This is a genomic window from Qipengyuania aquimaris, from assembly GCF_009827445.1.
Lineage (GTDB): Bacteria > Pseudomonadota > Alphaproteobacteria > Sphingomonadales > Sphingomonadaceae > Qipengyuania > Qipengyuania aquimaris.
Window position 1 is genome coordinate 1,104,059 of the sequence record NZ_WTYI01000001.1, and the last position, 23,701, is coordinate 1,127,759.

The window sequence follows — 23,701 nt, forward strand, 5'->3', positions numbered from 1 at the left end:
GCTAAACTTTACTACTCATCGAAATGTTGCAGGCCGGAAGAGGCTTGAATTGATCATGCCGTCGGTAGGCGCTAGCGGCTGATGTCCGGCTTGTCACGGTCGCTTTCGTATGCGTCAGGTACAAAAATGGCAGACCCAAAAATAGCGCATACGTGAGAAACTGTTCGCTAAAGGCTATTACAATTACGACTACCGTTAAAATGATCCGGTCACCCTTCCTAACGCCAGTCCGTCCAGACAACAGGCTTAAGAAATAAAGGAGCGCGCCAAAAAATCCAAACGTCGCAATGAAGTTGCTCAATCCATTACTATGGCCTAAATTACGATTGTGAAGCTCAGGGTGGTCAGCTAAGCGCGTCTCTTGTATCAATCCATTCCCGAAGACGGGGTTTTTCTCGATATAATGGATGTCAAAAAACAAAGACCCAAAACGGTCCGGCGAAAAGGAAGCGCTATAGAGCGATCGCTCAATTTGACCAAGAATCTTAGCTCCAATAAAATCCAATTGAAATGTGGCAAAGACGCTCAGTGCAATCGCAAAGGAAATAAGTGGAACGCGGAGCACCCAAGATTGCCTTATTTGTGTAATTTTGACTGTCAAAATAATAAAAAATAGCAGGTATCCTGTAGTGCTGAACGTTGTGATCAATGCTAGCAAAACACAGATCATTCTGAATCGGCGGCTCGGCTCAAGCCATGACGATAACGGAAGGAGAGACAATGAAAGGTTTATGATCGCTTGAAATGCTCCTGGCTCCCAAAACATCGCGGAGTTGCGCCACCATTGGTCAGTCATCAGGGTTGTGAAGATTAGCATTGTTTTGACGTTTTCGCCAAAAAGCTCAGGCGACTCCATGCCCAACATCTTCTCCGGCCCTAGGATGAGTAATGCCAAGTAGCAAAGAAGCGATACGAAACTGATAAAAAAGACGACCGAAAAAAGTCGCTCGGGGAATCTTGGGCCAATCCTCTGCAGAGCAAACCCGCCTGCGAGAATTTTAAAAAGAAAAAACAACCATGTCGCAATCGGATACGAGCCAAACTGGATCGCATGCGCCAAGAAAATAAAGAGAAATGCTAATTCAAATAAGAAAATTTTTTTTAAGAAATTTATATCGTATATCTTTCTATCGATAAAAACGACATATGTAGTCAGCGGCAGTAGGATCCATGGGGTAACATCAGAACTCGAAAACGCAGGGTTTCCGCTTACAAGAATTATCAAAAATAGGATGAGAAATTGTGTCTGTATCTTAGCTCGTTTTTTGTTAGTAAGATTCATCGGCCTGACTCGTATAAAGATTGGGCGCTCTCGTAAGCCTCCAAGTAAAGAGGTAGGGTTGCAGCAGGAGCCCAGAGTGAGACTGCGCGATGTCGAGCTTGCTCGCCCAAGAGTTTAAGTCGGTCGGTATCCTCCAAAACCCATGCCACGCCTTCTGCTATCTCGATAGGATCATACGGTTTCGCCAAAAAGCCCGTTTCTTGGTGCGCTACGACATCTGGGAGGCCAGCGACGTCGAAAGCAACTACCGGCGTCCCGCAGGCTTGGGCTTCCGTTCCTGCTTGAGGAAGATTTTCAATACGGGATGGAATAACTACGACGTCGACGGCCGAATACAACAAAGCGAGCGATTGATCGTCCGCGAGTTTGCCCACGTAGTGCAACGGCATGCCGATTTGAGGTGGTTTAGCAGGTTTGCTCTGACCGACAATGACGGCCTGGCAATCCGGCCTCAGATGCGCCAATTTCCGTAGCGCAGCCCAGAGAAGATCTGCGCCCTTGATGGTGTTCTCCGCACCGCCAAGGGCTCCAAAGAGAACGAGTGGGGCCTTCGCAGGAAGGCGAAATGCGCGCCGGCCCGTAAATTTATCCAATGGGCGATACACATCCACTGGCAACGGATTCGGTACAACTCTGATCGGCCAGTCCCGCATTAGTGCCGAACGCTGGGCGCATTCTGCAAGCCATCTGCTCGGGGTAACCACAACCTGTGGGCGAGTCCAAGCTTTGCGCTTGCGATTAAAGATCCAGCGATCAAGGTCGAGTCCGTCATGTCCGCTCGGACGAGAGCCCCGATCGTAGCCAGTTAGAAAACGAGCGTTGGTTAGCCCATCGCTCAGATGTTCCGCGCCGCAAAAGGCCCACATATCATGGAGGGTCCAGACGACTGGGCGGTCTATCGCAGCAATATCGCCGATAGACATAAACTCGTGCCCAACCCAATGCAAATTTACCACATCAGCGGATTTTACCAGCGGACTCGATGATAGCTTCGATGGAAGGCATGCCAACGAATGCTGCACTGGATTCTTGGTCTTCTGAGCCCTCATTATCGCTCCCGCGATCCGAGGTCGAAGCAACTCCGTTAGGCGTGAGAATTTGCTTTGTGAGATTACGACTTTTGGATCGTCAGTCAAACGTTGAGCTACGCGCATCCAACTGTCTTCGCCAGATTTGAGCAACTGGGTATGAAGCCGAAACGCGGCACGCGCTGCCCCGCCAAGTGCGTCAGCCTGGGAGAGCAGCACGACCTTCATGTGGTCTGGCGGCACTTAAGTTTACGATAGGAAGCCATGATAGTGTGTCCGCTAACGTCTTCAGGTATTGCGGAATTCCCAGCGCGAAGGCCTGCGACTTTGGCTAGAACACGACCAATGATCGACGTGTCTAGCAAAGTGTCGCCCAAGCCGAAAAGGCGGCGGAGTTTACGTTCTTCAACCGCCCGCGCAGCCCAAGCTTGGTGGATGGTCGAAACCGCTTCGCGTTCAATCGCCAACAATTCCAGATCAAAAACTTCCGCAATCATCCGCAGCGGTTGCTCGCTCCAGTGGCTAACATGATGAGGCGGCATGTCTAGTATATTGTTTTGTGCGATCCCACATAGGCCGTCTTGATCCGGAACCGCCAAGACAAGTGTCCCTCCCGGCTTGAGCGCCTCAACGCAGCCTTGAACGAAACCGCGCGGATCTGCTACATGCTCAAGCACCTGAAAAGATACAACGCCGTCGTAATCCTCAGGCTGCGAAGCCGCGTGAGATTCGACAGTTTCTTTTAGCAGCCTTATCCCACCTTCTGCTGCACGGCGAAGAGCGCCATCGCTAAATTCTAGACCTGTATACCTCTCGGCGCCCACGCAAGAGGCGAACGCCCCCTTGCCCGACCCAACCTCCAGAATACGCCCCTCAATAGGCAATAAGCGCTTTGCCATGTCATATTCCGGTTTGCTTGTGCTATAGTACCAGTGAAATTTTTGGAGGATATCGTAAATCTCACTCGCCCCGCTACAAGGGGGGTCGAAAAACCTTAAGCCGCAACGAAAACACGAATTGTATTGTATTATTAACTTCCCAATACCAGTACTTATGCCGAAGCTCTTCGACCAAGCGCGATCAATCTTTTCGCCAGAAATTTTTTCGATTAAAAATATCTCATTCGAGAAACAAAGCGGGCAAGACGTGGTCATCATTTATTTAGGGATCCTCTAGCTTTTCAATGGCTTTATAACTTCATCTTTGAAAAAGAGCCAATATAATAATGGTACCGATATTATCCAAGCTATTATAGTTGAAAGAACAATTCCATGTAGTCCAAAGGCCTTGCTTAAGTAAATTTTCAATGGAATGGAACATAAGCAAAAAATTATTACTGCATATATTTGCGGTTTTATTACGTAGCAGCCGTTGAGATACACTGACGCGGCTGAGGAAGTAGCTTCAATGACGGACCAAATACCATAAATGACCACAAACGAAATCGGCAAGATAATCACCCCATCAGTCCAGCGCTCAACCAAAGGTCTATGTGCGAGAACTAAAATCGACACCAGAACCAGCGCGAGTGTTGCCGCACCGATCAGGCTGAATTTCAAGACTCGGCGGATGAACGCTCTATCTCCACTGGCATTCGCTTCAGCATAAGCTCCCCATAATGGCTGAGTGAGTATTTGAATTGGCAAGGCGGCGAATTGGAACAATCTCTGTGCAACAGCAAGCGATGCTGCGAATGCCGCTCCCATAGTGGAAGATACGATCAAGAGATCCGCCCCCCACCCCACCATGGCGCCTACTTGAAGGACAAAAAAGAGGCTGCCGGTTTTCAAAACAAGAGGCGCCTCGAACCGCACCCCTCGCCATCCCGCCCTCATGCTCAGAAGATTTTTCTTCCAAAGAATGACAATCAGTGGGATGGCTCCGATTGACTGACCCGCAAGCATGATGGCCAGGAGCACCGGGACACCGACGCGGTACTCAGCGGCAATGATCAACGCGAGTATGGCCCCCATATTTGCGACCATAGAGGCCATATGCCCTATGGCAGCTCGCTGAAGTCCGAGAAATACTTTCTGGACTCCCCCTGAAAATAGAACAGCGACGAAGCCGAGGGCAAACACCATACTACCAGTTCGCGCTTCGCGGACTAAGGCAGGATCCGTTAGCCGAAACACGCTGGCCCAAGGTAAAATCTGAGACAGCCCCATCATTACCAGCGCCACTCCTAAGGCAATCCCGATCAAGACGAGCAGTCCGGAGCTAATTGATTGGCGGAGATGGCAAACGTCCTCATTCGTGGCTCTCTCGGCGGTCAAATTTGTCAAGGCATTGCCAACTCCGAGGTCAAGAAAGCTTAACATTGCAACAAAGCTCATGAGCGTCACCCAAACACCAAAACGCTCAGGTCCGAGATATCCTATCGTGGAATTGACGCTGACAATCATCAGCAACATGGAGACACCCTTGCTGCCAAAGTTGGCCAGAGATGCCTGACCTGCGAACCTGAGGCGGTCGGCACCACGCCCCCCCCCTAAAAACTTTTTTATCAATAACATATCGAAGTGGAAACTGTAGGAATGGCAACCTTGCGGTAATTAGATTTTTGCAATTTTGTTGTCCCAAACCAGTACATCTAGAAGGAATATTATGTTTCGTGAAATTGCGGCTCTGAGGGCTTCAGGCAGAGACTAAGCCACGTCAGAACGAGTAGGTGAGCTTACTTTTGCGCTCATTACATGCTTGCTTCAAAAAATTTTTGGAGAAAGTGGCTACCTATTTAGAAGATCGCTACAAATTGCACTATCGCATGACAACGCACTCTCACAACACGTATCCCAACCTAGATGATAGTTGGGGCTTTTTCTTTACCGGCCGCGGTCAGTGGCGTCTATTTCGCCCCGAAGCCGGACAGCACGACTTTCACTGTGCGCAAGGCAATTACAGTATCGAGCCAATATGAAAGATTCTTAACATAGTAGAAGTCGTATCGGAGCTTCTCATTAACCTCCGCAATTTCAGCGACATGCCCCTGATTAACCTGAGCCCAGCCGGTTATGCCTGGACGCACCATGTGGCGATAGCGGTAGAATGGAATCTCGCTCTCATACCACGTTGATAGACTCACCGCTTCGGGTCGTGGACCGATCCAACTCATTTCGCCGCGAAGGATATTATAAATCTGGGGAAGTTCATCGAGACGGGAACGGCGCAAGAAGCCACCAATCTTCGTGATCCGCCGGTCGGCAGCCTGTGTTATGGAGAGATCGCGGCTCTTACCTTCATGTCCATGATTCATCGTACGCAATTTTAGTACGTCAAATTCCACACCGCGAAAACCCATCCTTCGTTGGCGAAAAAATACAGGCCCCGGACTGTCGAGTCTAATGAAGATCGCACAAATCAAAATTATCGCAAGAGCTATCGGCAACACCGCAATCGCCGACAGCAAGTCTATCGCGCGCTTTAATTTCTGATATGAAAAGCTGGGTAAAAGTGCTCCGAAATTATTCTCCGAGAGATGATCAATTTGTACCTTACCCGTCTCCGCCTCCCATACCTGCTTGTAATGATAAATCGGGCGCCCGGATATGGCAGCATCGGCAAGGAACCGCTCCCACTCCTCCCCGATGTCCGCGTGAAGATCAGCGACGATTGCACAATTAGGCAGGCCCGCTAGCGATGGTGAATTGAGAGTGAAAACTGGCGCCGATTTTAGTTGAAAAATCATATCTGAGCGGCCGCCAGGAACGACATAGTACAGCAATCCCTTCGCGCGGCTTCGCATTGCCGTTATCGCGAAACGCGCGAAAAGAACCCCAAGAAAACACGATACAATTAGCTTGTTGTAATATTCCAATCTTAAGCCAGCGATTATGCCAATTAACAATCCGAACATGAGCGCCACGATCGGCAATATTGAACGAGCGACCGCAACCCCCGGCAGGTAGCGTAAACGCCTTAAGATGCCGATCGAAAGCAACGCGCAAACAGCGCTGCCGACGGATGAATTTACAACACCGGGTTGAGTGAGCCAAGTCAGGGTTTTTTTGCACTAAGGTGACTAGCACCCTCAGTGATTGCGAGCATCGCAAGCGGGAACGCAAGACCAAAGAGCAATACAAAGGCGAGTTCGAAACGCAAGGAATGTACTAAACCATGCCGGACAATTGGAGAAATGAATGGTGCTGACAATTTTAGCTCCGAGTCGCCTTCGCGCCGCAGTGTTCCCGTGCAGCGCCATCAAAAACTAGCTCCATTGCATGTTCGTATGGAACAGTCACTCGCCCTTAGGGGTCTTTCCGCTACGTTGCCAACCTCATTTGATATGCTGGGACACTTCAGCCGTGCACTAAGGCTTAGGCGAAACTAGCGCCTCGCGAGTCACACGCAGCGCTAAGCAGCGACATTTAAGGTATTATTGGCCGAACGTTGTTGAATCCTACTCGTCGCTCGGCGAGCTTGCCAAACTTGCCCTCTTGGAAGGCTCTGCTAAAGCGCGCGCAACTCAATTCGAACTGACAGGAAACCCATGGCCAAGATCAAGGTAGCCAACCCGGTCGTCGAACTCGACGGCGACGAAATGACGAAGATCATCTGGAAGTGGATCCGCGAGCGGCTGATCCTTCCCTATCTCGACGTCGACCTCAAATATTATGATCTCTCGATCGAGAAGCGCGACGAGACCGACGACCAGATCACCGTCGACGCCGCCAACGCGATCAAGGAACACGGTGTTGGCGTCAAGTGCGCCACCATCACTCCCGACGAAGCACGCGTCGAGGAATTCGACTTAAAAAAGATGTGGCGTTCGCCGAACGGCACGATCCGCAACATCCTCGGCGGTGTGGTTTTCCGCGAGCCGATCGTGATCGACAACGTGCCTCGCCTCGTGCCGGGCTGGACCGATCCCATCGTGGTCGGTCGTCACGCATTCGGTGACCAGTATCGCGCCACCGACACGCTGATCCCGGGTGCGGGCAAGCTGCGTCTCGTCTTCGAAGGCGAAAACGGCGAGAACATCGATCTCGACGTGTTCGAATTCCAGAGTCCAGGCGTCGCCATGGCGATGTACAACCTCGACGACAGCATCCGCGACTTCGCGCGCGCCAGCTTCGCATACGGCCTCGACCGCAAGTGGCCGGTGTACCTGTCGACCAAGAACACCATCCTCAAGAAGTACGATGGCCGCTTCAAGGACCTGTTCCAGGAAGTGTTCGACGCGGAATACAAGGCCGACTTCGAAAAGCACGGCCTCACCTACGAACACCGCCTGATCGACGACATGGTTGCCGCCGCACTCAAGTGGAACGGCAAGTTCGTCTGGGCCTGTAAGAACTATGACGGCGACGTTCAGTCGGACATCGTTGCGCAGGGCTTCGGCTCGCTCGGCCTGATGACCTCAGTCCTGATGACGCCCGACGGCAAGACCGTCGAAGCGGAAGCGGCCCACGGCACCGTAACCCGCCACTATCGCCAGCACCAGCAGGGCAAGGCGACCTCGACCAACCCGATCGCCAGCATCTTCGCCTGGACGCGCGGCCTCATGTATCGCGGCAAGTTCGACAACACGCCCGACGTGGTGAAGTTCGCCGAGACACTCGAGGCAGTCTGCATCAGGACCGTCGAGAGCGGCAAGATGACCAAGGATCTCGCGCTGCTCATCGGTCCCGACCAGAGCTGGATGACCACGGAACAGTTCTTCGAAGCCATCGTCGAGAACCTCGAAGCCGAAATGGCGAACTGGGGCTGAAACGCTGGACAGCGCCGAAATCCGAAGGGGTCGGCTCGCGCCGGCCCCTTTTTCTAAATCAGGGCCGTTCAGGCACCAGTACCCAGAGTGTCCCCACGAGGATCTTGAGATCCAGCCACGGGGACCAGTCGCGGATATACTCCAGGTCGACCTGCAGCCGGTTGGTCAGGTGCGCTTCTGTATCCGTGACGCCGCGATACCCGCGGATCTGCGCAAGTCCCGTCATGCCGGGTTTAAGAGCATGACGCTGCCAGTACTCCCCGTCGATTTCCCAAAACAGCTTGTCGCTGGCCAGCGAGCCGAGCGCATGCGGGCGCGGGCCCACAAGGCTCATTTCTCCCAGGGGCACATTGAACAGCTGCGGCAATTCATCGATGCTGGTGGCCCGGATGATCTTCCCAACTTTGGTGACCCGCGCATCGTTGGGCGTAGTTGATCGCGAGCCGTCAATGTCGCTCGTCTCGACCTTCATCGACCTGAACTTGAGCATTTTGAAGATCCGGTTTCCGTGTCCGATCCGTGGCTGGACGAACAAGAACGGACCGCCATCCTCGAGCTTGATCGCCAGTGCGACGATCATTATGACTGGCGCAAGGATGGTCAGTGTGATGACTCCGATCAACAGGTCCATGCTCCGCTTGATGAGGCGCGAGCGAAGTCCCAGAGGGCCTTAGGACACCACCAGAAAGGCCATGTTGTTTTCACGGACGAGATCGAGAATACCCAGTTCATTCAATGTCTCCGACGGGATCTCGCCTTCGACGCCTGCAGCGCGCAGGATCTTCGTCCAGGCAGCGCGCCGGCCATTGGGGCAGCTTACGATAACGCGGTCCATGCTGCGCATATTACGGCCAAGCGCATCTAGCCGCTCCGGATCGCTCGAAGCCTGTATGGCGAAGTCTGGATCGACCTCGATCCGAAACGCCTTCTCCAGCACGATCTCCGGGCCGCCGTCATCGATAACGAGCCTATTTTGCACACGCCCGCCAAGCATTTTCGCCACATAAAGAGCGATTATACCGCGCACGCCGAGCATGCTCAGAAATACTGCCATTACAGCGAGCGAGTATTCACCGCGCAGAGGACCGATGTCCGGCTTCAGATAAAACAGTAGGAATATGAACAGAAACGCCGAGACAAGCAGTGCGAAAAGGAGGCGGGTTGCCGCGTAGCGAAATTCTATCAGTCCCCGGATGGAATAAACAGGATTGTAGATCGCGATGATGGCAAAGATCGGGACCATGGTTTGCATGAAGCCCGCCTCGGAACCCGCGGCCGAGGTGCCCACTTGGATCTGGCCCGCAAGCTGAAATATCCCCGTCAGCAGGACGAGATCTGCTACGAAAGTAATAATGTAGAGACGGACGCGGCGGGACACCATCGAGAGCAGCTTGGTTCCAACGTCGAGATCGTCTGTTCGGATGGTCACTTGACGCTCCACGTGAACCCGGCCCAATCCACGTTCTCTATTCCGCTTGAGGAAAGGAACTTCCTGCCCCTCAGGTCAGGCGAGTAGGCACTTCGAATTCGCAGCAGATACAGGGAAACTACCGCTGCGAAATTTCACGCGAGGCCAACTCGCGGGTGGTGGTTGCCGTCACCAAGGATGGAAACGTAAAGAGAGTTGGCACATTGCGCATAATAGCCGACTGTCACTAGGGTCGGGTCAACCAATCGGGAACATATGGTCAAGCAACCGGAAAAGAAGCGCACCACTCGCCGCAAGGGCAGCGAAAAGTTCGGGCAGAAGCGGCTCGACGTCCGCAATGCGATGATCAAGGATATTCCCGGCATCGCGAACCTCGTGCGCCGGGTATACGAGGACATGCCCGCCTATACGCACGGCGAAATCCGCGGCCAGATCAACAATTTCAAGGAAGGGTGCTTCGTCGCCCTACTCGATGACGAGGTGGTGGGCTATTGCGCCACCATGCAGGTTGCTGAAGCCCTCGCCTTCCAGGACCACGACTGGGACGAGATCACCGGTAACGGCTACGGCAGCCGCCACGATCCGACCGGCGACTGGCTCTATGGCTATGAAATGTGCGTGGACCCCAAAGTGCGCGGTGTGCGCATCGGACGCAGGCTGTACGAAGAACGTCGTGCGCTGGCCGAAGAGAACGACCTGACCGGTATCGTCTTTGCCGGCCGGATGCCGAATTACCGCCGCCTGCGCCGCAAGGTCGAAGGGCCGAAGGATTACCTCGAGAAAGTCGTCGAAGGTAAGCTGCACGACCCCGTCCTGCGCTTCCAGCTCGCCAACGGCTTCGAGCCGGAACGGATCATCGAGGGCTATTTGCCAGAGGACAAGGCCAGCATGGCGAACGCCGTGATGATGGTCTGGCGCAATCCCTACGTTGAGCGTGACCAGCCGGTCAAAAAGCGGATCCCGCGGGGCGTGGAGGCGGTGCGCGTCGCCACCTGTCAGCTGCAGGCGCGTCAGGTTGCGGACTATGACGAGTTCATGCGTCATGTCACATATTTCGTCGATGTTGCAAGCGATTACGAGGCAGACTTCATCGTATTTCCAGAGCTCTTCACGCTAATGTTGCTGAGTTTCGAGGAGAAGGAACTCTCGCCCGTCGAAGCGATCGAGCGCCTGTCCGAATACACCCCTCGACTGCGCGACGACATTTCCGAAATGGCGATGCGCTACAACATCAATATCATCGCAGGCAGTCACCCCACGCGGATGGATGATGGCGACATCCACAATGTCGCCTACGTCTGCCTGCGTGACGGGTCGGTCCATGCGCAGGAGAAGATCCACCCCACGCCCAACGAGCGGTACTGGTGGAACATCAAAGGCGGCGACAAGGTCGAGGTGATCCAGACCGACTGTGGCCCGATCGGCGTGCAGATCTGCTACGACAGCGAATTCCCCGAACTCTCCCGCCGCCTCGCCGACGAAGGCGCGCGCATCATCTTCGTGCCTTTCTGCACCGACAGCCGCCAGGGTTACCTGCGCGTGCGCTATTGCGGACAGGCGCGGGCGATCGAGAACCAGTGCTTCGTCGTGCTTTCCGGCAATGTCGGAAACCTGCCGAACGTCGGCAACATGGACATCCAGTATGCCCAAAGCTGCATCCTGACGCCCTGCGACTTTCCCTTCGCGCGCGACGGTATCGCCGCCGAATCCACCGAGAACGTCGAAACGCTCACCATCAGCGACGTGAACCTTGCCGACCTGCAATGGGCGCGCGCCGAAGGTACAGTGCGCAATCTCGCCGACCGGCGCTTCGATCTCTACCGCATCGAGTGGGACGAGGACGGCAAGCACCCTGGCAAGCCGCGTCCCCGCCGCGAGCCCCTTGGTCCAACCGGCCCTGGAGGCGGCTGACGCTTAGAAGCGGGCGTTGAAACTCGCCGCCGCTCCGACCTCAGCCGGGCTATCGGCGATGTGGTCCGGCTCGTGTCGGTAGAACAGGGATGCGCCACCCCAACCGAAGGACACCGGTCCAGCCCATCTCAATTCTCCAACCAATTCCCGTCCGGTCGGCGTGAGCGACAGGCGCCGGTTCGAGAAGCTCGCAGTCTCGGTTGCATAGTCGTAGCTCGTCGGTACCCGGAGATTGAGCCCCCCCCGCTCCACACGCAGCGGCTGGGAAAGGCGAAACGCCACGCTATCTGCGGGGCCAAGGGCACCTTGTCTCTGGAGGTCGACTGACCATCCCGATGTCGTCAATCCGTTGGAATTCGCGACGAGGCCTGCTTCGTCGGCAAACGACCAGCCGCTCTGCCAGGCGCCTGCCAGCCTCCATCGATTGGCGAAGGAGCGCGCAAACCGGGCGGTCATACTCAGGCTCTGCGAACCGGAGCCGCCGAGGGCGCCCCCGAACCAGCCGCCGAGCAGCGTGTTGTCTTCCCGCATCCAGTCGAAAGATATCGAACTGTCGATCGGCAGCCCCTGGGCGGAGAATTCGATACCGGACCGCGTGAAGCCGAGGCGGTCGAAGAGTTCAGGCTGGCGATCGAGGAGGAAGGTGTCGCCTACAAAGCCGACGTGTCCCCGCTCGAAAGTGGCCACAGCACGAACGCCGGGAGCAAGGTCGTATCCCGCGGCGAAGGCGCGTTGGTCCCTACTCTGGAAGGCCGAGGCGCTGGCGCCGGATCCGGCAATCAGGAATGCCGGCTCAAACGCCCCTGCCAGTTGCGCAGATAGGCCATGAGCCCCTTCGTTCACGGAGAATGCGAAGTCGAGCTTGGGAGAGAGGCGCGCGATCACCCTGCCGGCTAGCAGTCTAGCGGTGTCGGTTTCCCGCTTGGAGAGAAGCAATCCCCGCGGTTCTGCAACTCCGCCACGCGCCGAGAATCTGTCCGTCACGCTGAAGGCCATGGTCAGCGGCCCTTGCTGGGCCGAATGCCGCCGCGAACCGGGTGCGAGCGCTGCTCGAAGCCTGTCATTGTCCGGCCTTGCGTCCTTCATTCCGACACCGAGATCGACCGCGAAGGCGCGTGCGTACTTGTCGGTGGCGACAACAGCTAAAATGCCTTGCGAAGTCAGCGCGTCGCCCATTGCTGGAGACCCGATCCCGGTCGGCTGGTTGACCGCCAACGGCACAGAAGTTCCGGGTATCGACATCGCTCCGGCCGGTCGGAAGGCTTGGGCGACGTCGAGAATACCGCGGCCGAAAATCGCATCGGTTCCGGCTGCACCGCCATCCCTTGCGCTTTCGAAGAGGAGCGAGACAATTTCCGCACCGGTAAGATTAGGAAAGGCTTGCCGAATAAGGGCCACAGCACCCGCAACCTGCGGAGCCGCGAAGCTGGTACCGGAGAACAGGATCACGAACTGCCCCTGGGGGGTCTGTTCGATATATATCTCGCCATTCTCGTAGACACAGCAGATGCGTTCGCCGCGGGCGGCAAGATAGAACTGCGAATCGTCACCTGCGGGATTGGCGAAGTCGGAGAACTGGCCATTTGCGTCGACCGAACCCACGATAATCACATTGTCGCCGCCTGCGGCCCTGATGTCGCTGGCAAAGGGAGTCGGCTGGAACTGGTCGAAATCGGGATCGCTGCCATCGCCGTAATTGCCCGAGGATACGACAATCACCACGCCCGCCGCCGATGCGCGTCTGACCGCATCGAGCACGGCAGTTCCCGGTGACTGTCCCCCAAGGCTCAGATTAACGACGGTCGCCCCGGCGTTGATCGCGACGTCGATACCACGCGCGATGTCCCGGTCGAAGAAACTGCAACCAAGCGACGGATCGTCGGGCGTATCGGTGGCGCAACTGCCCGGAGCGTCGGCTCGAAGGGCCAGGATCTCGGCGTCGAATGCCATGCCGAGAATACCGCTGCCGTTGCGTGCAGCCGCCGCGACGAGGCTGACGTTCGTGCCGTGGTCGTCCTCGCCCTCGACCGAACGGTTGCCCGCCACGTCCTGCGATTGCGGATGGATGCGGTTGGCGAACTCGGGACTGTCGAGATCGATACCGGAATCGATGACCGCGATGATCGAACCGGAACCCGTCGCCCCGTTTTCCCAAGCGGTGATGGCACCGTGAAATTCGGGGCCGTCCGACTCCCTGAATTCATTCGTCTGAAAACTTGAGGGCGCGGGAGTGGGTGTTGGTGTAGGAGTTGGGGTCGGAGATGGAGCGGGCGTCGGTGACGGGCTGGGCGTCGGCGAAGGGGCCGGTCGCGGCGTCGATATCGGCCGATCGCTGCTTCCCCCACCTCCGCATGCATAGACAAGCGGCACCACGCTCAAAGCGGCGCAAGCGCGAAGCAGGTTCGAACGGGTGGACTGGTTTTTCAAAGCGCGACCTTTCCATACCCGTTTATCTTTCCTGGGTTAGCGATTCCTGAACCATGGAATCCATCCGTGCATTCAGCCTCCAAAGCCGGATGACAAGGGGTCTCGAAGACCATAAGGAAACCCCATGGCATCAGGCGACCTCGCATCCCCCGCAATCTCTGACGCGCTCGTCATCCTTGGTGCGGCGGGTCTGGTCATCCCGGTCTTCACGCGGTTCCGTATCACGCCGGTCATCGGGTTCATCCTCATCGGTATCCTGGTGGGGCCCTATGGCCTCGGACAGCTGGTCTATGAGAGACCATTGCTGGAACATATAACAATATCCGATCCAGAGGCGCTCGAACCTTTTGCGGAGTTCGGGATCATCCTGCTCCTCTTCGCAATCGGTCTCGAATTGTCGTTCAACCGCCTCTGGCAATTGCGCAGGCTGGTGTTCGGACTGGGCGCCATGGAACTGATGATCGGCGGCCTGTGTCTTGCTGCCGTGCTGGCCATGATGGGGCAGTACTGGACCGGCGCGTTGGCGCTCGGTTTCGCGCTCGCCTTTTCCTCGACAGCCATCGTCTTGCCGATTTCCGGCAGCACCAGCCCGGTCGGGCGTGCAGCGCTATCCATGCTGCTGTTCGAAGACATCATGATTGTCCCGATCATTTTCCTGCTCGGCGCGATGGCTCCCAATGCGCAGGCAGAGGGCTGGAGCGGCATGATCGATACGCTGTGGCAAGGCGCCCTGGTCATCGCGGTTATGATGATTGCGGGCCGGATCGCCCTACCCCGCCTGTTCGCACAGGCTGCGCGCACCAAGAGCCCGGAATTGTTCCTCGCTGCCGCGTTGCTGGTCGTCATCGGCGCCAGCCTTGCTACGGCAGCGGTTGGATTGTCGCCGATCGTCGGCGCCCTGATCGCAGGCCTGCTGATCGCCGAAACCGAATATCACGGCGAAGTCGAAAGCATCATGGAGCCGTTCAAGGGCCTTGCCCTCGGTATCTTCCTGATCACGGTAGGCATGAGCATCGACTTGCGCACGATCTGGGACAATCTCGGCACCATCGCCGTCGCAGTCCTTGGTGTGCTGGTCTTCAAGGCCCTGCTAACCGGAACGCTGCTGCGCCTCATGGGTGCGCGCAGGAGTACCGCAGCCGAAACGGGCATATTGATGGCCAGCCCGTCCGAGACGACGCTGATCGTCCTCGCCGCCGCCAGCAGCGCAATGCTGATCCAGCCGGGCACGGCACAGTTCTGGCAGATCGTCACTGCCATCGGCCTCACCTTCACGCCGCTGCTGGCCCGCCTGGGCCGCGTGGTCGGCCGCCGCGTCGAACCTGCTCCCGAACTTCCGGAAGAGGACGAGGGCGAACCGCGCGTCATCATCATCGGTGCAGGCCGCGTCGGCAGGCTGATCGCGCAAATGCTCGACGAACACGACAAGCCCTATGTCGCGATCGATTCCGACGCGGACATGATCGAAAGTGCCAAGCGCAAGGGCTATCGCGCGGTATTCGGAGATGCCGCTCGGGGCGATGCGTTGCAGCACCTCGGCATCGAGGATGCGCTGGCGGTAGTGCTCACCATGGACGAGCCGATCCTGGCACAGCGGCTGGTCGCCAAATTGCGCGCAAGCTATCCCGATCTCCTGATCGTGGCGCGCGCACGCGACATTGCGCATGCATCCGCGCTCTATCGCGCCGGGGCCAGCCACGCCGTCCCCGAAACGCTGGAGGCCACCCTCCAATTGTCCGAAGCTGTACTGGTGGATATCGGCGTCGCCATGGGACCGGTCATCGCCTCCATCCACGAGAAGCGTGACGAGTTTCGCACCCGTATCGAGGAAGACGGCGCGCTTACCTACAAGCCGAAGCTACGCTCAGGCACGGTAGACGGCTGATTTTATGTGAACTCTTGCGTTTCCGATGCGTTGGTTAGGCAAAGGAGACACAAATGAGCGACATAGATCCGACCAAACCGATCCCGAACGACGAAAAGTTCAAGCCACAGAACGTGGCCGATCCGTTGAAGGACCAGGCCCCCGATCAGCTGCGCGGCAAGCCCGGTGACACCGAAGGCTACGATATCGAGCAGGGCTCCAGCGGCGTAACGAAGAAAACGCCCAGCGCCTAATCTACGGTAAGAATTGAAAGCGCCTGACGGACCCCGGTTCGTCAGGCGTTTTCGCGTGCGAGCGCGGTGCGGACGGCAGCAAGCGCATCGTCCGCCTTGGCCCCGTCGGGACCGCCACCCTGCGCCATGTCGGGACGGCCGCCGCCGCCCTTGCCGCCCAAGGCTTCGACGCCGGCGCGGACTAGGTCGACCGCACTCACGCGATCGGTAAGATCGTCCGTTACGGCCACGGCAAAGGCGCCTTTTCCGTCATTGACGGCGCAAATCGCGGCAACGCCCGATCCCATGCGCTTTTTCGCCTCGTCGAGAAGCGGACGCAGTTCCTTGGGATTGAGGCCGTCGATCACCTGGCCGGAGAAGGTGATCCCGCCGATATCTTCATCCGCAGTCGCCGCGTCGCCCAAACCGCCACCACCGAGAGCGAGCGCGCGCTTGGCTTCGGCGAGTTCCTTTTCGAGGCGCTTGCGCTCGTCCACCAGCGCCGACACACGCGCAGCCGCTTCGTCCGGAGATGTCTTCAGCGCACCTGCGATTGCGCGCACGGTTTCGTCGCGCGACAGCAGCCACTGGCGTGCCGCTTCGCCCGTGAGCGCTTCGATACGGCGCACGCCGGAGCTGACCGCGCTCTCGCTGACGATCTTGAACAGGCCGATATCGCCCGTCGCTTCGACATGGGTGCCGCCACACAGTTCGACCGAGTAATTTTTGCCTTCGTCGCCCTTGCGGCCCATCGACAGGACGCGGACTTCGTCGCCGTATTTCTCGCCGAACAGCGCCAAGGCGCCTGCGGCCACGGCATCGTCGGGCGTCATCAGGCGCGTGCCGACCGTCTCGTTGGCGCGGATTTCCTCGTTCACCTCTGCCTCGATCGCCGCGATATCCTCGTCGGATAGGGGCTTGGGGTGCGAGAAGTCGAAGCGGAAGCGGTCGTCGGAAACCAGCGAGCCCTTCTGGGTCACGTGGCCGCCAAGGCGGTTGCGCAGCGCTGCGTGGACAAGGTGGGTCGCGGAGTGGTTCGCACGAATGCGATCACGGCGGCCGGCATCGATTTCGAGATGCACCGCATCGCCGACCTTGATCGTGCCCTTGGCGACCTTTGCCACATGCGTGTGCAAACGCCCTAACGGCTTGTTGGTCGTCGACACTGCAATTTCCAGCCCCTCGGGCGTCCAGATGCGCCCGGCATCGCCGGTCTGGCCGCCGCTTTCACCGTAGAACGGCGTCTGGTTGGTCAGCACGATCACGTCGTCGCCTTCGGACGCGCTATCGATTTCCTTGCCGTCCTTTACGAGAGCGACGACTTCGGCCTCGCCCGTGTCGGAGCTGTAGCCGGTAAACTCGGTCGAACCTTCGCGTTCCGCAATGTCGAACCAGACTTCCTCGCTGGCTGCCTCGCCCGAGCCTTTCCACGCTGCGCGCGCGGCAGCCTTCTGCTGCGCCATGGCGGCATCGAAGCCGTCCTTGTCGACGCCGATACCGCGATTGCGCAGCGCGTCTTCCGTAAGGTCGTAAGGAAAGCCGTAAGTGTCGTAGAGCTTGAACGCGGTCTCGCCGTCCAGCGTGCCGCCCTCGCCCATGTCGCCGGTGACTTCGTCGAGGAGCTTGAGACCCTTGTCGAGCGTGCGGCGGAACTGCGTTTCCTCGCGCTCCAGCACTTCCTGGATCAGCGGCTGGCCGCGCACCAGCTCCGGATAGGCGGCGCCCATTTCGCTGACGAGTTCGGGCACCAGACGATGCATCAGCGGTTCGCTCGCACCCAGCAGGTGCGCGTGGCGCATGGCGCGGCGCATGATGCGGCGAAGGACGTAGCCGCGGCCTTCGTTACTCGGCAGGACGCCGTCGGCCAGCAGGAAGCTGGTCGAACGCAAGTGATCGGCGATAACGCGGTGGCTGGCAGTCTGGCCGCCTTCGGCCTTCACGCCGGTCAGCGCTTCGCTGGCGCCGATCAGGGCCTTGAAGGTGTCGGTGTCGTAATTGTCGTGCACGCCCTGCATGACCGCTGCGACACGTTCGATGCCCATGCCGGTGTCGATGCTCGGCTTGGGAAGGTCGCCGACGATTTCGTCCGCTTCCTGCGTGAACTGCATGAAGACGAGGTTCCAGATTTCGACGAAGCGGTCACCGTCTTCCTCTGGGCTACCCGGAGGGCCGCCCCAGATGTGATCGCCGTGGTCATAGAAAATTTCCGAACACGGACCGCAGGGCCCGTCTGAGCCCATGGCCCAGAAATTGTCCTTGGTCGGGATGCGGATGATCTTGTCATCGGCAAAACCGGTGCGCTTCTTCCACAGTTCGAAGGCTTCGTCGTCCGTGTGGTACACGGTGACCAGCAGCTTCTCGGGATCGAGGCCCCACTCCTTGGTCAGCAGCGTCCACGCATGGTCGATCGCCTGTTCCTTGAAATAGTCGCCAAAGCTGAAATTGCCGAGCATTTCGAAGAACGTATGGTGACGCGCCGTGTAGCCGACATTGTCGAGATCGTTGTGCTTTCCGCCTGCACGCACGCATTTCTGCGAACTTGTCGCGCGCGGCGCCGGCGGCGTTTCAAGGCCTGTGAAAGCGTTCTTGAACGGCACCATGCCCGCATTGACGAACATCAGCGTGGGATCGCTGAAAGGCACCAGGGGTGCGCTCGGTACTTCCTCGTGCCCGTTGGAGGCGAAGTAATCGAGGAAAGAGCGGCGGATTTCGTTGGTCGACGTCATGGCTTGCGCACGTAAGCAATCGACGCGCAGCCGACAAGCGCGAAAGACCGCTGAAAGTGTGCAGATTCCCCGATTATCGGGCCAATGTGGCGCTTACGATCCAGCAGCTGGCGGGCAATTCGATGCGGTCGCCCTTGCGATTGGCCCCAAGCATGGCTCGCAGTCGGGAGATCGCCCGATCGCGCTCTTCACCCCCCATTTCCGAAATTGCACGCGCGGCCGGCCCGATCCGCATGAAGTATGACGTAGCATCCTCCAGTGCATCGCTTCCCTCGCCCGCAACCATGCCATAATCGATGGCGTGAAACTGAAGTGATTCCCATCCCGCTCTCTCAAGGATCCCGGCAACGTAGTCCCGCTCTCCAAACGCGAATGGTCCCGGCGCACGGGGGTCGGCAGACGCAGGCGATGCATCAAGAACCGACGAAAGCTCCCGCGCCCATAGGTTATCCGAGCGTTCGCGAAAGCAGGAGAACACTAGACGCGCATCACGAGCGACCTGCTGCGACAAATGGGTAAATGCGGCGACAGGATCGTCGAAGAACATCACGCCGTGACGTGACACGACGAGGTCTGGCCTTGCCTTTCCGGCCGGTTGCCATTGCGATGCGTCGGCGAGTTCAAATGTCGCGTTTCCCAGGTCCGCGGCCCGTTCCTTCGCGACATCGAGCAATTCCTCGCTGATATCGACGCCGGACACGTGCGAAGACGGAGATGTCTGGGCGAGGCGTACGGACACCTCACCTGCACCACAGCCTATGTCGAGAGCGTGCTCGAAAGACGCTTTCGTCGCTTCAGCCACGAGCCGCTCCGTCAGCGGGCCGAAACTGCGATCGGTGCGCTGCCACTCATGAGCCCAGCTCTTGCCGGTCCTTCCTGTCCATTCCGACCCGGAGACTGATGCGTCAGACATCATAATATTCCTTGTACCAGCGCGTGAACCGAGCGACGCCGTCACCGATTTCGGTCGAGGGAACGTATCCCGTTAACCTGCGGAGAAGATCCGCATCCGCCCAGGTCGCCGGAACGTCGCCGGGCTGCATCGGCATAAGATTGCGTTTCGCCGTCACGCCAAGCGCCGCCTCGATGGCCGCAATCATATCGCCCAGCTGTACGGGTTTCGAGTTGCCGATATTGACGATCCTCCACGGGGCGACCGGTGACAGGCTGTCTCCCTCCTCGATATCGTCCGGACCTTCGGGTCGAACCGGCGGCACATCGATCAGGCGGCGAACGGCTTCGACGAGATCTTCCACGTAAGTGAAATCGCGCGACATCTCGCCGTGATTGTAGACATCGATCGGTTCGCCCGAGAGCATGGCGCGGGTAAATTTGAAAAGGGCCATGTCAGGCCGCCCCCACGGACCATAGACCGTGAAAAAGCGGAACATCGTGATCGGCAGGTCGAAGAGGTGCGCGTAGGAATGCGCCATCGCCTCGTTCGCCTTCTTCGTTGCCGCATAAAACGACATCTGGTGGTCGGCCTTCATCGTCTCGCGATACGGCATTTCGGTATTGGCGCCGTAGGCGGAGGACGTGGAGGCCAGCAGCATATGCTGCGGAGGCTGTGCCCGCGCCGCTTCGAGCAGTTCGAAGCTCCCCACGAGATTGCTCTCCAGGTAAGAGCGCGGGTTCTCGATCGAATATCGCACACCCGCCTGAGCAGCGAGGTGCACGACAATGTCGGGCTTTTCAGCCTCGAAAAGGTCCATCAGCAGGCCGGACTGTTCGATCGGCTCGTTGACGATGCGGAAGCCGGGATTCTGGAGCAAATCGGCTTGCCGACGCCGCTTCAGCCCCGGATCGTAATAATCGCTGAGCGAGTCGACGCCAATGACCCGAAAGCCGTCTGCCAGCAGGCGCTTGCACGTGAAATACCCGATAAAACCGGCAGCCCCGGTGACGAGCGCCGTGCGGTTTTCTTGCATCAATCCGCCCCGAAAAGGTCGCGCGTGAAGACCTTGTCGCGCACGTCGGCAAGCTCCTCGGTCAAACGGTTCGCCACGATGACATCGGAAGAACGTTTGAACGCCTCAAGGTCGCGTTCCACGCGCGAACCAAAGAAGCTGTCTTCTTCCATGACAGGTTCGTAAACGATGACCTCGATACCCTTGGCCTTGATCCGTTTCATGATGCCCTGGATCGAGGACTGGCGGAAATTGTCCGATCCTGCCTTCATCACGAGACGGAACACGCCAACCGTCTTTGGCTCTTTCGCGATGATGCGGTCGGCCAGATAGTCCTTTCGCGTGCGGTTGGCATCGACAATCGCGCGGATGAGGTTCTGCGGCACCTCGCTGTAATTGGCGAGCAGCTGCTTGGTATCCTTGGGCAGGCAATATCCGCCATAACCGAAGGACGGGTTGTTGTAGTGCGAACCGATGCGCGGATCATGTCCGATGCCCTCGATGATCTGACGCGTGTCGAGACCGCGCGACAGGGCGTAACTGTCGAGCTCGTTAAAGAAGGCCACGCGCATGGCGAGATAGGTGTTCGCGAACAGCTTGATCGCTTCCGCCTCGTCGGCATCGGTCAGGAGAACCGGTACGTCATCATCCAGCGCCGGCTCAAGCAACAGGTCGGCGAATGTCCGGGCTATGTCCGAACGTTCTCCGACGATGATGCGCGAAGGGTGAAGATTGTCGTAAAGCGCCTTGCCTTCGCGCAGGAACTCAGGACTGAAAATGATCCGCTCGCTGCCGAAACGTTCGCGTGCCGATGCGACATATCCGACCGGGATCGTCGACTTGATGACGACGGTGACGTCCGGGTTTGCGGACAGGAGCTTCTGCGTGACGGAATCGACGGCAGAGGTGTCGAAGAAATTCGTTTCGGCATCGTAATTCGTCGGTACCGCGACCACGGCGAACTCCGCGCCTTCTACTGCGGTGTCGAAATCGGTCGTGAAATCAAGGTCGAGATCGTCCCTGCGCAGATATTCCTCTACCAGTCCGTCCTGGATGGGAGATTGACGGTTGCGGAGCATGGCTATCCGCTCCGCCGAAACGTCGACGCCGACTACCCTGTTATGCTGCGACAGCATAATGGCATTGGACAATCCGACATATCCAAGTCCGAAAACCGCGATCTTCATTGAGCTACCTGTTTTGCATAAAGTGTGCGGGCGTGCGTTCGGCAAACCAGTTCACCTGCCTCATGAGAGGCACGGCGAGCTGACGACAACCGAGGCTTACCAGACGAAATAGGCACCGCCCTTTTCACGTGCGCGCTGCCATGCCGGTCGTGCGTGGATCGCCTCCACGAACCGCGCAAGCTTGGGCGCTTTCTCGGCGAACCCCTGCATCACGGCGATTTCTGCCGGGAAGCTCATCATGACGTCGGCTGCGCTCCAATCCTGACCGACGAAATGGAGATCATCGCCAATCTTTTCCTCGGCGAAAGCGACATGAGCCGCGAGCTGTTCATCGACGCGCGGCATCAGGGGAGCGGCAGCGTCACCGAGCCTGCCTGCATAGATCTTGAGCATGACCGGAACGAAGAAAGAGCTTTCGCCAAATTGCATCCATTCCAGATGGTCGATCCAGGCATCGCTGCTGCGGTCGGGCAACAAGTCCTTGCCGCCGTGCCGTTCGCACAGATATTCGATAATCGCCCCGCTCTCGCTGATCATCCGGCCATTGTCCTCGATGACCGGTGACTTGCCCAAGGGATGAACCTGCTTGAGCTCCGGCGGAGCGAGATTGGTCTCGGCATCGCGTTGGTACGACCGTATTTCGTAATCGGCGCCCAACTCTTCCAGCAACCAGAGAATGCGCTGCGAGCGACTGTTGTTAAGGTGATGGACGATTACGGTCATTTTCAGCTCCAGAGTGGCGGCTAGGCCTGCCTAGTCGCAGCAGAAACGTAATGCCAGTATCGGATACGGAAAAGCCGGTGCGGCAACATCCTTGAAGGAGTGCGCGCACCGGCTTTCCGTTTCATCGGGAGCACCGGGGGACAGTCCGGCTTGCGAGTGGCAGGGGTTGAAGTGCCACCCACGCTCCCGCTTCGAGGGTCTGTGATCAGTCGTCCGCGTCCGGACCGGTCATCATCTCCTCGGCGACCTCGTCGGTTTTGCCGCGAATGGCGGCTTCCAACTTGGCACACATCTCTGGATTCTCTTTCAGGAAGGTCTTCGCATTCTCGCGGCCCTGGCCGATGCGGACGCTGTCATAGCTGAACCAGCTGCCCGATTTTTCGACGAGGCCCGCCTTCACGCCAAGGTCGAGGATTTCACCGATCTTGGAGATACCTTCCCCGTACATGATGTCGAATTCGACCTGCTTGAACGGCGGCGCGACCTTGTTCTTGACCACTTTCACACGGGTCGAGTTGCCGACCACTTCGTCACGGTCCTTGATCTGGCCCGTGCGACGGATGTCGAGGCGTACCGAAGCGTAGAACTTGAGCGCGTTACCGCCGGTCGTGGTCTCCGGGTTACCGTACATCACGCCGATCTTCATGCGCAGCTGATTGATGAAAATCACCATGCACTTCGAGCGGTTGATCGAACCCGTCAGCTTGCGCAGCGACTGCGACATGAGGCGCGCCTGGAGGCCGACGTGGCTATCGCCCATCTCGCCTTCGATTTCGGCACGCGGCACCAGCGCAGCGACGGAGTCGACTACGAGGATGTCGACCGCATTCGAGCGCACCAGCGTATCGGTGATTTCCAGCGCCTGTTCGCCGGTATCGGGCTGCGACACGATCAGTTCGTCGATATCGACGCCAAGCTTCTTGGCATAGACCGGATCGAGTGCGTGTTCGGCATCGACGAAAGCGGCCGTTCCGCCAGCCTTCTGGGCTTCGGCGATGGCATGCAGAGCCAGCGTGGTCTTACCCGAGCTTTCCGGCCCGTAAACTTCGATAACGCGGCCCTTGGGCAGGCCGCCAATTCCCAGCGCGATATCAAGGCCGAGCGATCCGGTGGAAATCGATTCCACATTCATCGCTTCCTTGCTGCCCAGCTTCATGGCCGAGCCTTTACCGAACGCGCGGTCAATCTGTGCGAGGGCGGCATCAAGCGCCTTCTGACGGTCTGCAGACATTTCTTTATCCTTCACGAGCTTCAGACTGGCCGCCATGACACAT

The 23,701-nt window shown here is 57.9% G+C and carries 19 protein-coding genes; 4 read left to right on the plus strand and 15 right to left on the minus strand.

The window, feature by feature from the left end:
- Position 1: 1 nt before the first annotated feature.
- The 5 genes from GRI34_RS05415 to GRI34_RS05435 all read right to left on the minus strand — a co-directional run bounded on the left by GRI34_RS05415 (position 2) and on the right by GRI34_RS05435 (position 6,250).
- Complete coding sequence (locus tag GRI34_RS05415; protein WP_160595078.1) at positions 2–1,282, minus strand: hypothetical protein; 1,281 nt, start codon at positions 1,280–1,282, stop codon at positions 2–4.
- Entirely contained in the window at positions 1,279–2,538 is a 1,260-nt protein-coding gene (locus tag GRI34_RS05420) for a glycosyltransferase (protein ID WP_160595079.1), read from the minus strand. Before GRI34_RS05420 ends, GRI34_RS05415 begins: the two co-directional genes overlap by 4 nt.
- On the minus strand, positions 2,535–3,467 hold the full coding sequence (locus GRI34_RS05425) for a class I SAM-dependent methyltransferase (protein ID WP_160595080.1): 933 nt from the start codon (positions 3,465–3,467) through the stop codon (positions 2,535–2,537). Before GRI34_RS05425 ends, GRI34_RS05420 begins: the two co-directional genes overlap by 4 nt.
- A 15-nt stretch (positions 3,468–3,482) precedes the next feature.
- Entirely contained in the window at positions 3,483–4,724 is a 1,242-nt protein-coding gene (locus GRI34_RS05430) for a lipopolysaccharide biosynthesis protein (protein ID WP_160595081.1), read from the minus strand.
- A gap of 434 nt (positions 4,725–5,158) precedes the next feature.
- On the minus strand, positions 5,159–6,250 hold the full coding sequence (locus GRI34_RS05435) for a sugar transferase (protein ID WP_160595082.1): 1,092 nt from the start codon (positions 6,248–6,250) through the stop codon (positions 5,159–5,161).
- Positions 6,251–6,799: 549 nt separating this feature from the next.
- Here GRI34_RS05435 and GRI34_RS05440 point away from each other — a divergent pair.
- On the plus strand, positions 6,800–8,020 hold the full coding sequence (locus GRI34_RS05440) for an NADP-dependent isocitrate dehydrogenase (RefSeq protein ID WP_160595083.1): 1,221 nt from the start codon (positions 6,800–6,802) through the stop codon (positions 8,018–8,020).
- 58 nt (positions 8,021–8,078) lie between these two features.
- On the opposite strand, the gene GRI34_RS05445 is transcribed toward GRI34_RS05440, so the two are convergent.
- Both GRI34_RS05445 and GRI34_RS05450 read right to left on the minus strand, forming a co-directional pair.
- Positions 8,079–8,651, minus strand: coding sequence for a sugar transferase (locus GRI34_RS05445; RefSeq protein WP_160595084.1), 573 nt, complete (start codon positions 8,649–8,651; stop codon positions 8,079–8,081).
- Positions 8,652–8,690: 39 nt separating this feature from the next.
- Positions 8,691–9,461: a hypothetical protein gene (locus GRI34_RS05450; RefSeq protein ID WP_160595085.1), complete on the minus strand. Its 771-nt coding sequence runs from the start codon at positions 9,459–9,461 to the stop codon at positions 8,691–8,693.
- Between the two features lie 243 nt (positions 9,462–9,704).
- Here GRI34_RS05450 and GRI34_RS05455 point away from each other — a divergent pair, with 243 nt between their 5' ends.
- Positions 9,705–11,360, plus strand: a complete 1,656-nt coding sequence (locus GRI34_RS05455; protein ID WP_160595086.1) for a bifunctional GNAT family N-acetyltransferase/carbon-nitrogen hydrolase family protein — start codon at positions 9,705–9,707, stop codon at positions 11,358–11,360.
- Positions 11,361–11,363: 3 nt separating this feature from the next.
- Here the strand turns inward: GRI34_RS05455 and GRI34_RS05460 are convergent, their stop codons facing one another.
- Both GRI34_RS05460 and GRI34_RS13270 read right to left on the minus strand, forming a co-directional pair.
- Positions 11,364–13,523 carry a S8 family peptidase gene (locus tag GRI34_RS05460; protein ID WP_325065227.1) on the minus strand — a complete coding sequence of 720 codons (2,160 nt, stop codon included), beginning with the start codon at positions 13,521–13,523 and terminating at the stop codon, positions 11,364–11,366.
- A gap of 37 nt (positions 13,524–13,560) precedes the next feature.
- A complete protein-coding gene (locus GRI34_RS13270) occupies positions 13,561–13,713 on the minus strand; it encodes a hypothetical protein (protein ID WP_234028324.1) in 153 nt (50 codons plus the stop codon).
- Positions 13,714–13,911: 198 nt separating this feature from the next.
- Between GRI34_RS13270 and GRI34_RS05465 the strand changes: the two genes are divergently transcribed.
- Both GRI34_RS05465 and GRI34_RS05470 read left to right on the plus strand, forming a co-directional pair.
- Positions 13,912–15,672 carry a cation:proton antiporter domain-containing protein gene (locus GRI34_RS05465; protein ID WP_160595088.1) on the plus strand — a complete coding sequence of 587 codons (1,761 nt, stop codon included), beginning with the start codon at positions 13,912–13,914 and terminating at the stop codon, positions 15,670–15,672.
- A gap of 53 nt (positions 15,673–15,725) precedes the next feature.
- Positions 15,726–15,905, plus strand: a complete 180-nt coding sequence (locus GRI34_RS05470) for a hypothetical protein (RefSeq protein WP_090478612.1) — start codon at positions 15,726–15,728, stop codon at positions 15,903–15,905.
- Positions 15,906–15,946: 41 nt separating this feature from the next.
- On the opposite strand, the gene alaS is transcribed toward GRI34_RS05470, so the two are convergent.
- The 6 genes from alaS to recA all read right to left on the minus strand — a co-directional run bounded on the left by alaS (position 15,947) and on the right by recA (position 23,694).
- Positions 15,947–18,610 (minus strand): alanine--tRNA ligase, encoded by a 2,664-nt coding sequence (alaS, locus tag GRI34_RS05475; RefSeq protein ID WP_160595089.1) that lies wholly within the window; start codon positions 18,608–18,610, stop codon positions 15,947–15,949.
- Between the two features lie 73 nt (positions 18,611–18,683).
- On the minus strand, positions 18,684–19,523 hold the full coding sequence (locus tag GRI34_RS05480; RefSeq protein WP_160595090.1) for a class I SAM-dependent methyltransferase: 840 nt from the start codon (positions 19,521–19,523) through the stop codon (positions 18,684–18,686).
- On the minus strand, positions 19,516–20,538 hold the full coding sequence (locus GRI34_RS05485) for an NAD-dependent epimerase/dehydratase family protein (RefSeq protein ID WP_160595091.1): 1,023 nt from the start codon (positions 20,536–20,538) through the stop codon (positions 19,516–19,518). The genes GRI34_RS05480 and GRI34_RS05485 overlap by 8 nt, the downstream gene beginning before the upstream one ends.
- On the minus strand, positions 20,538–21,704 hold the full coding sequence (locus tag GRI34_RS05490; RefSeq protein WP_160595092.1) for a nucleotide sugar dehydrogenase: 1,167 nt from the start codon (positions 21,702–21,704) through the stop codon (positions 20,538–20,540). The genes GRI34_RS05485 and GRI34_RS05490 overlap by 1 nt, the downstream gene beginning before the upstream one ends.
- Positions 21,705–21,800: 96 nt before the next feature.
- Positions 21,801–22,427 carry a glutathione S-transferase family protein gene (locus GRI34_RS05495; RefSeq protein ID WP_160595093.1) on the minus strand — a complete coding sequence of 209 codons (627 nt, stop codon included), beginning with the start codon at positions 22,425–22,427 and terminating at the stop codon, positions 21,801–21,803.
- 205 nt (positions 22,428–22,632) lie between these two features.
- Complete coding sequence (gene recA, locus GRI34_RS05500) at positions 22,633–23,694, minus strand: recombinase RecA (RefSeq protein WP_160595094.1); 1,062 nt, start codon at positions 23,692–23,694, stop codon at positions 22,633–22,635.
- Between the last annotated feature and the right edge of the window lie 7 nt (positions 23,695–23,701).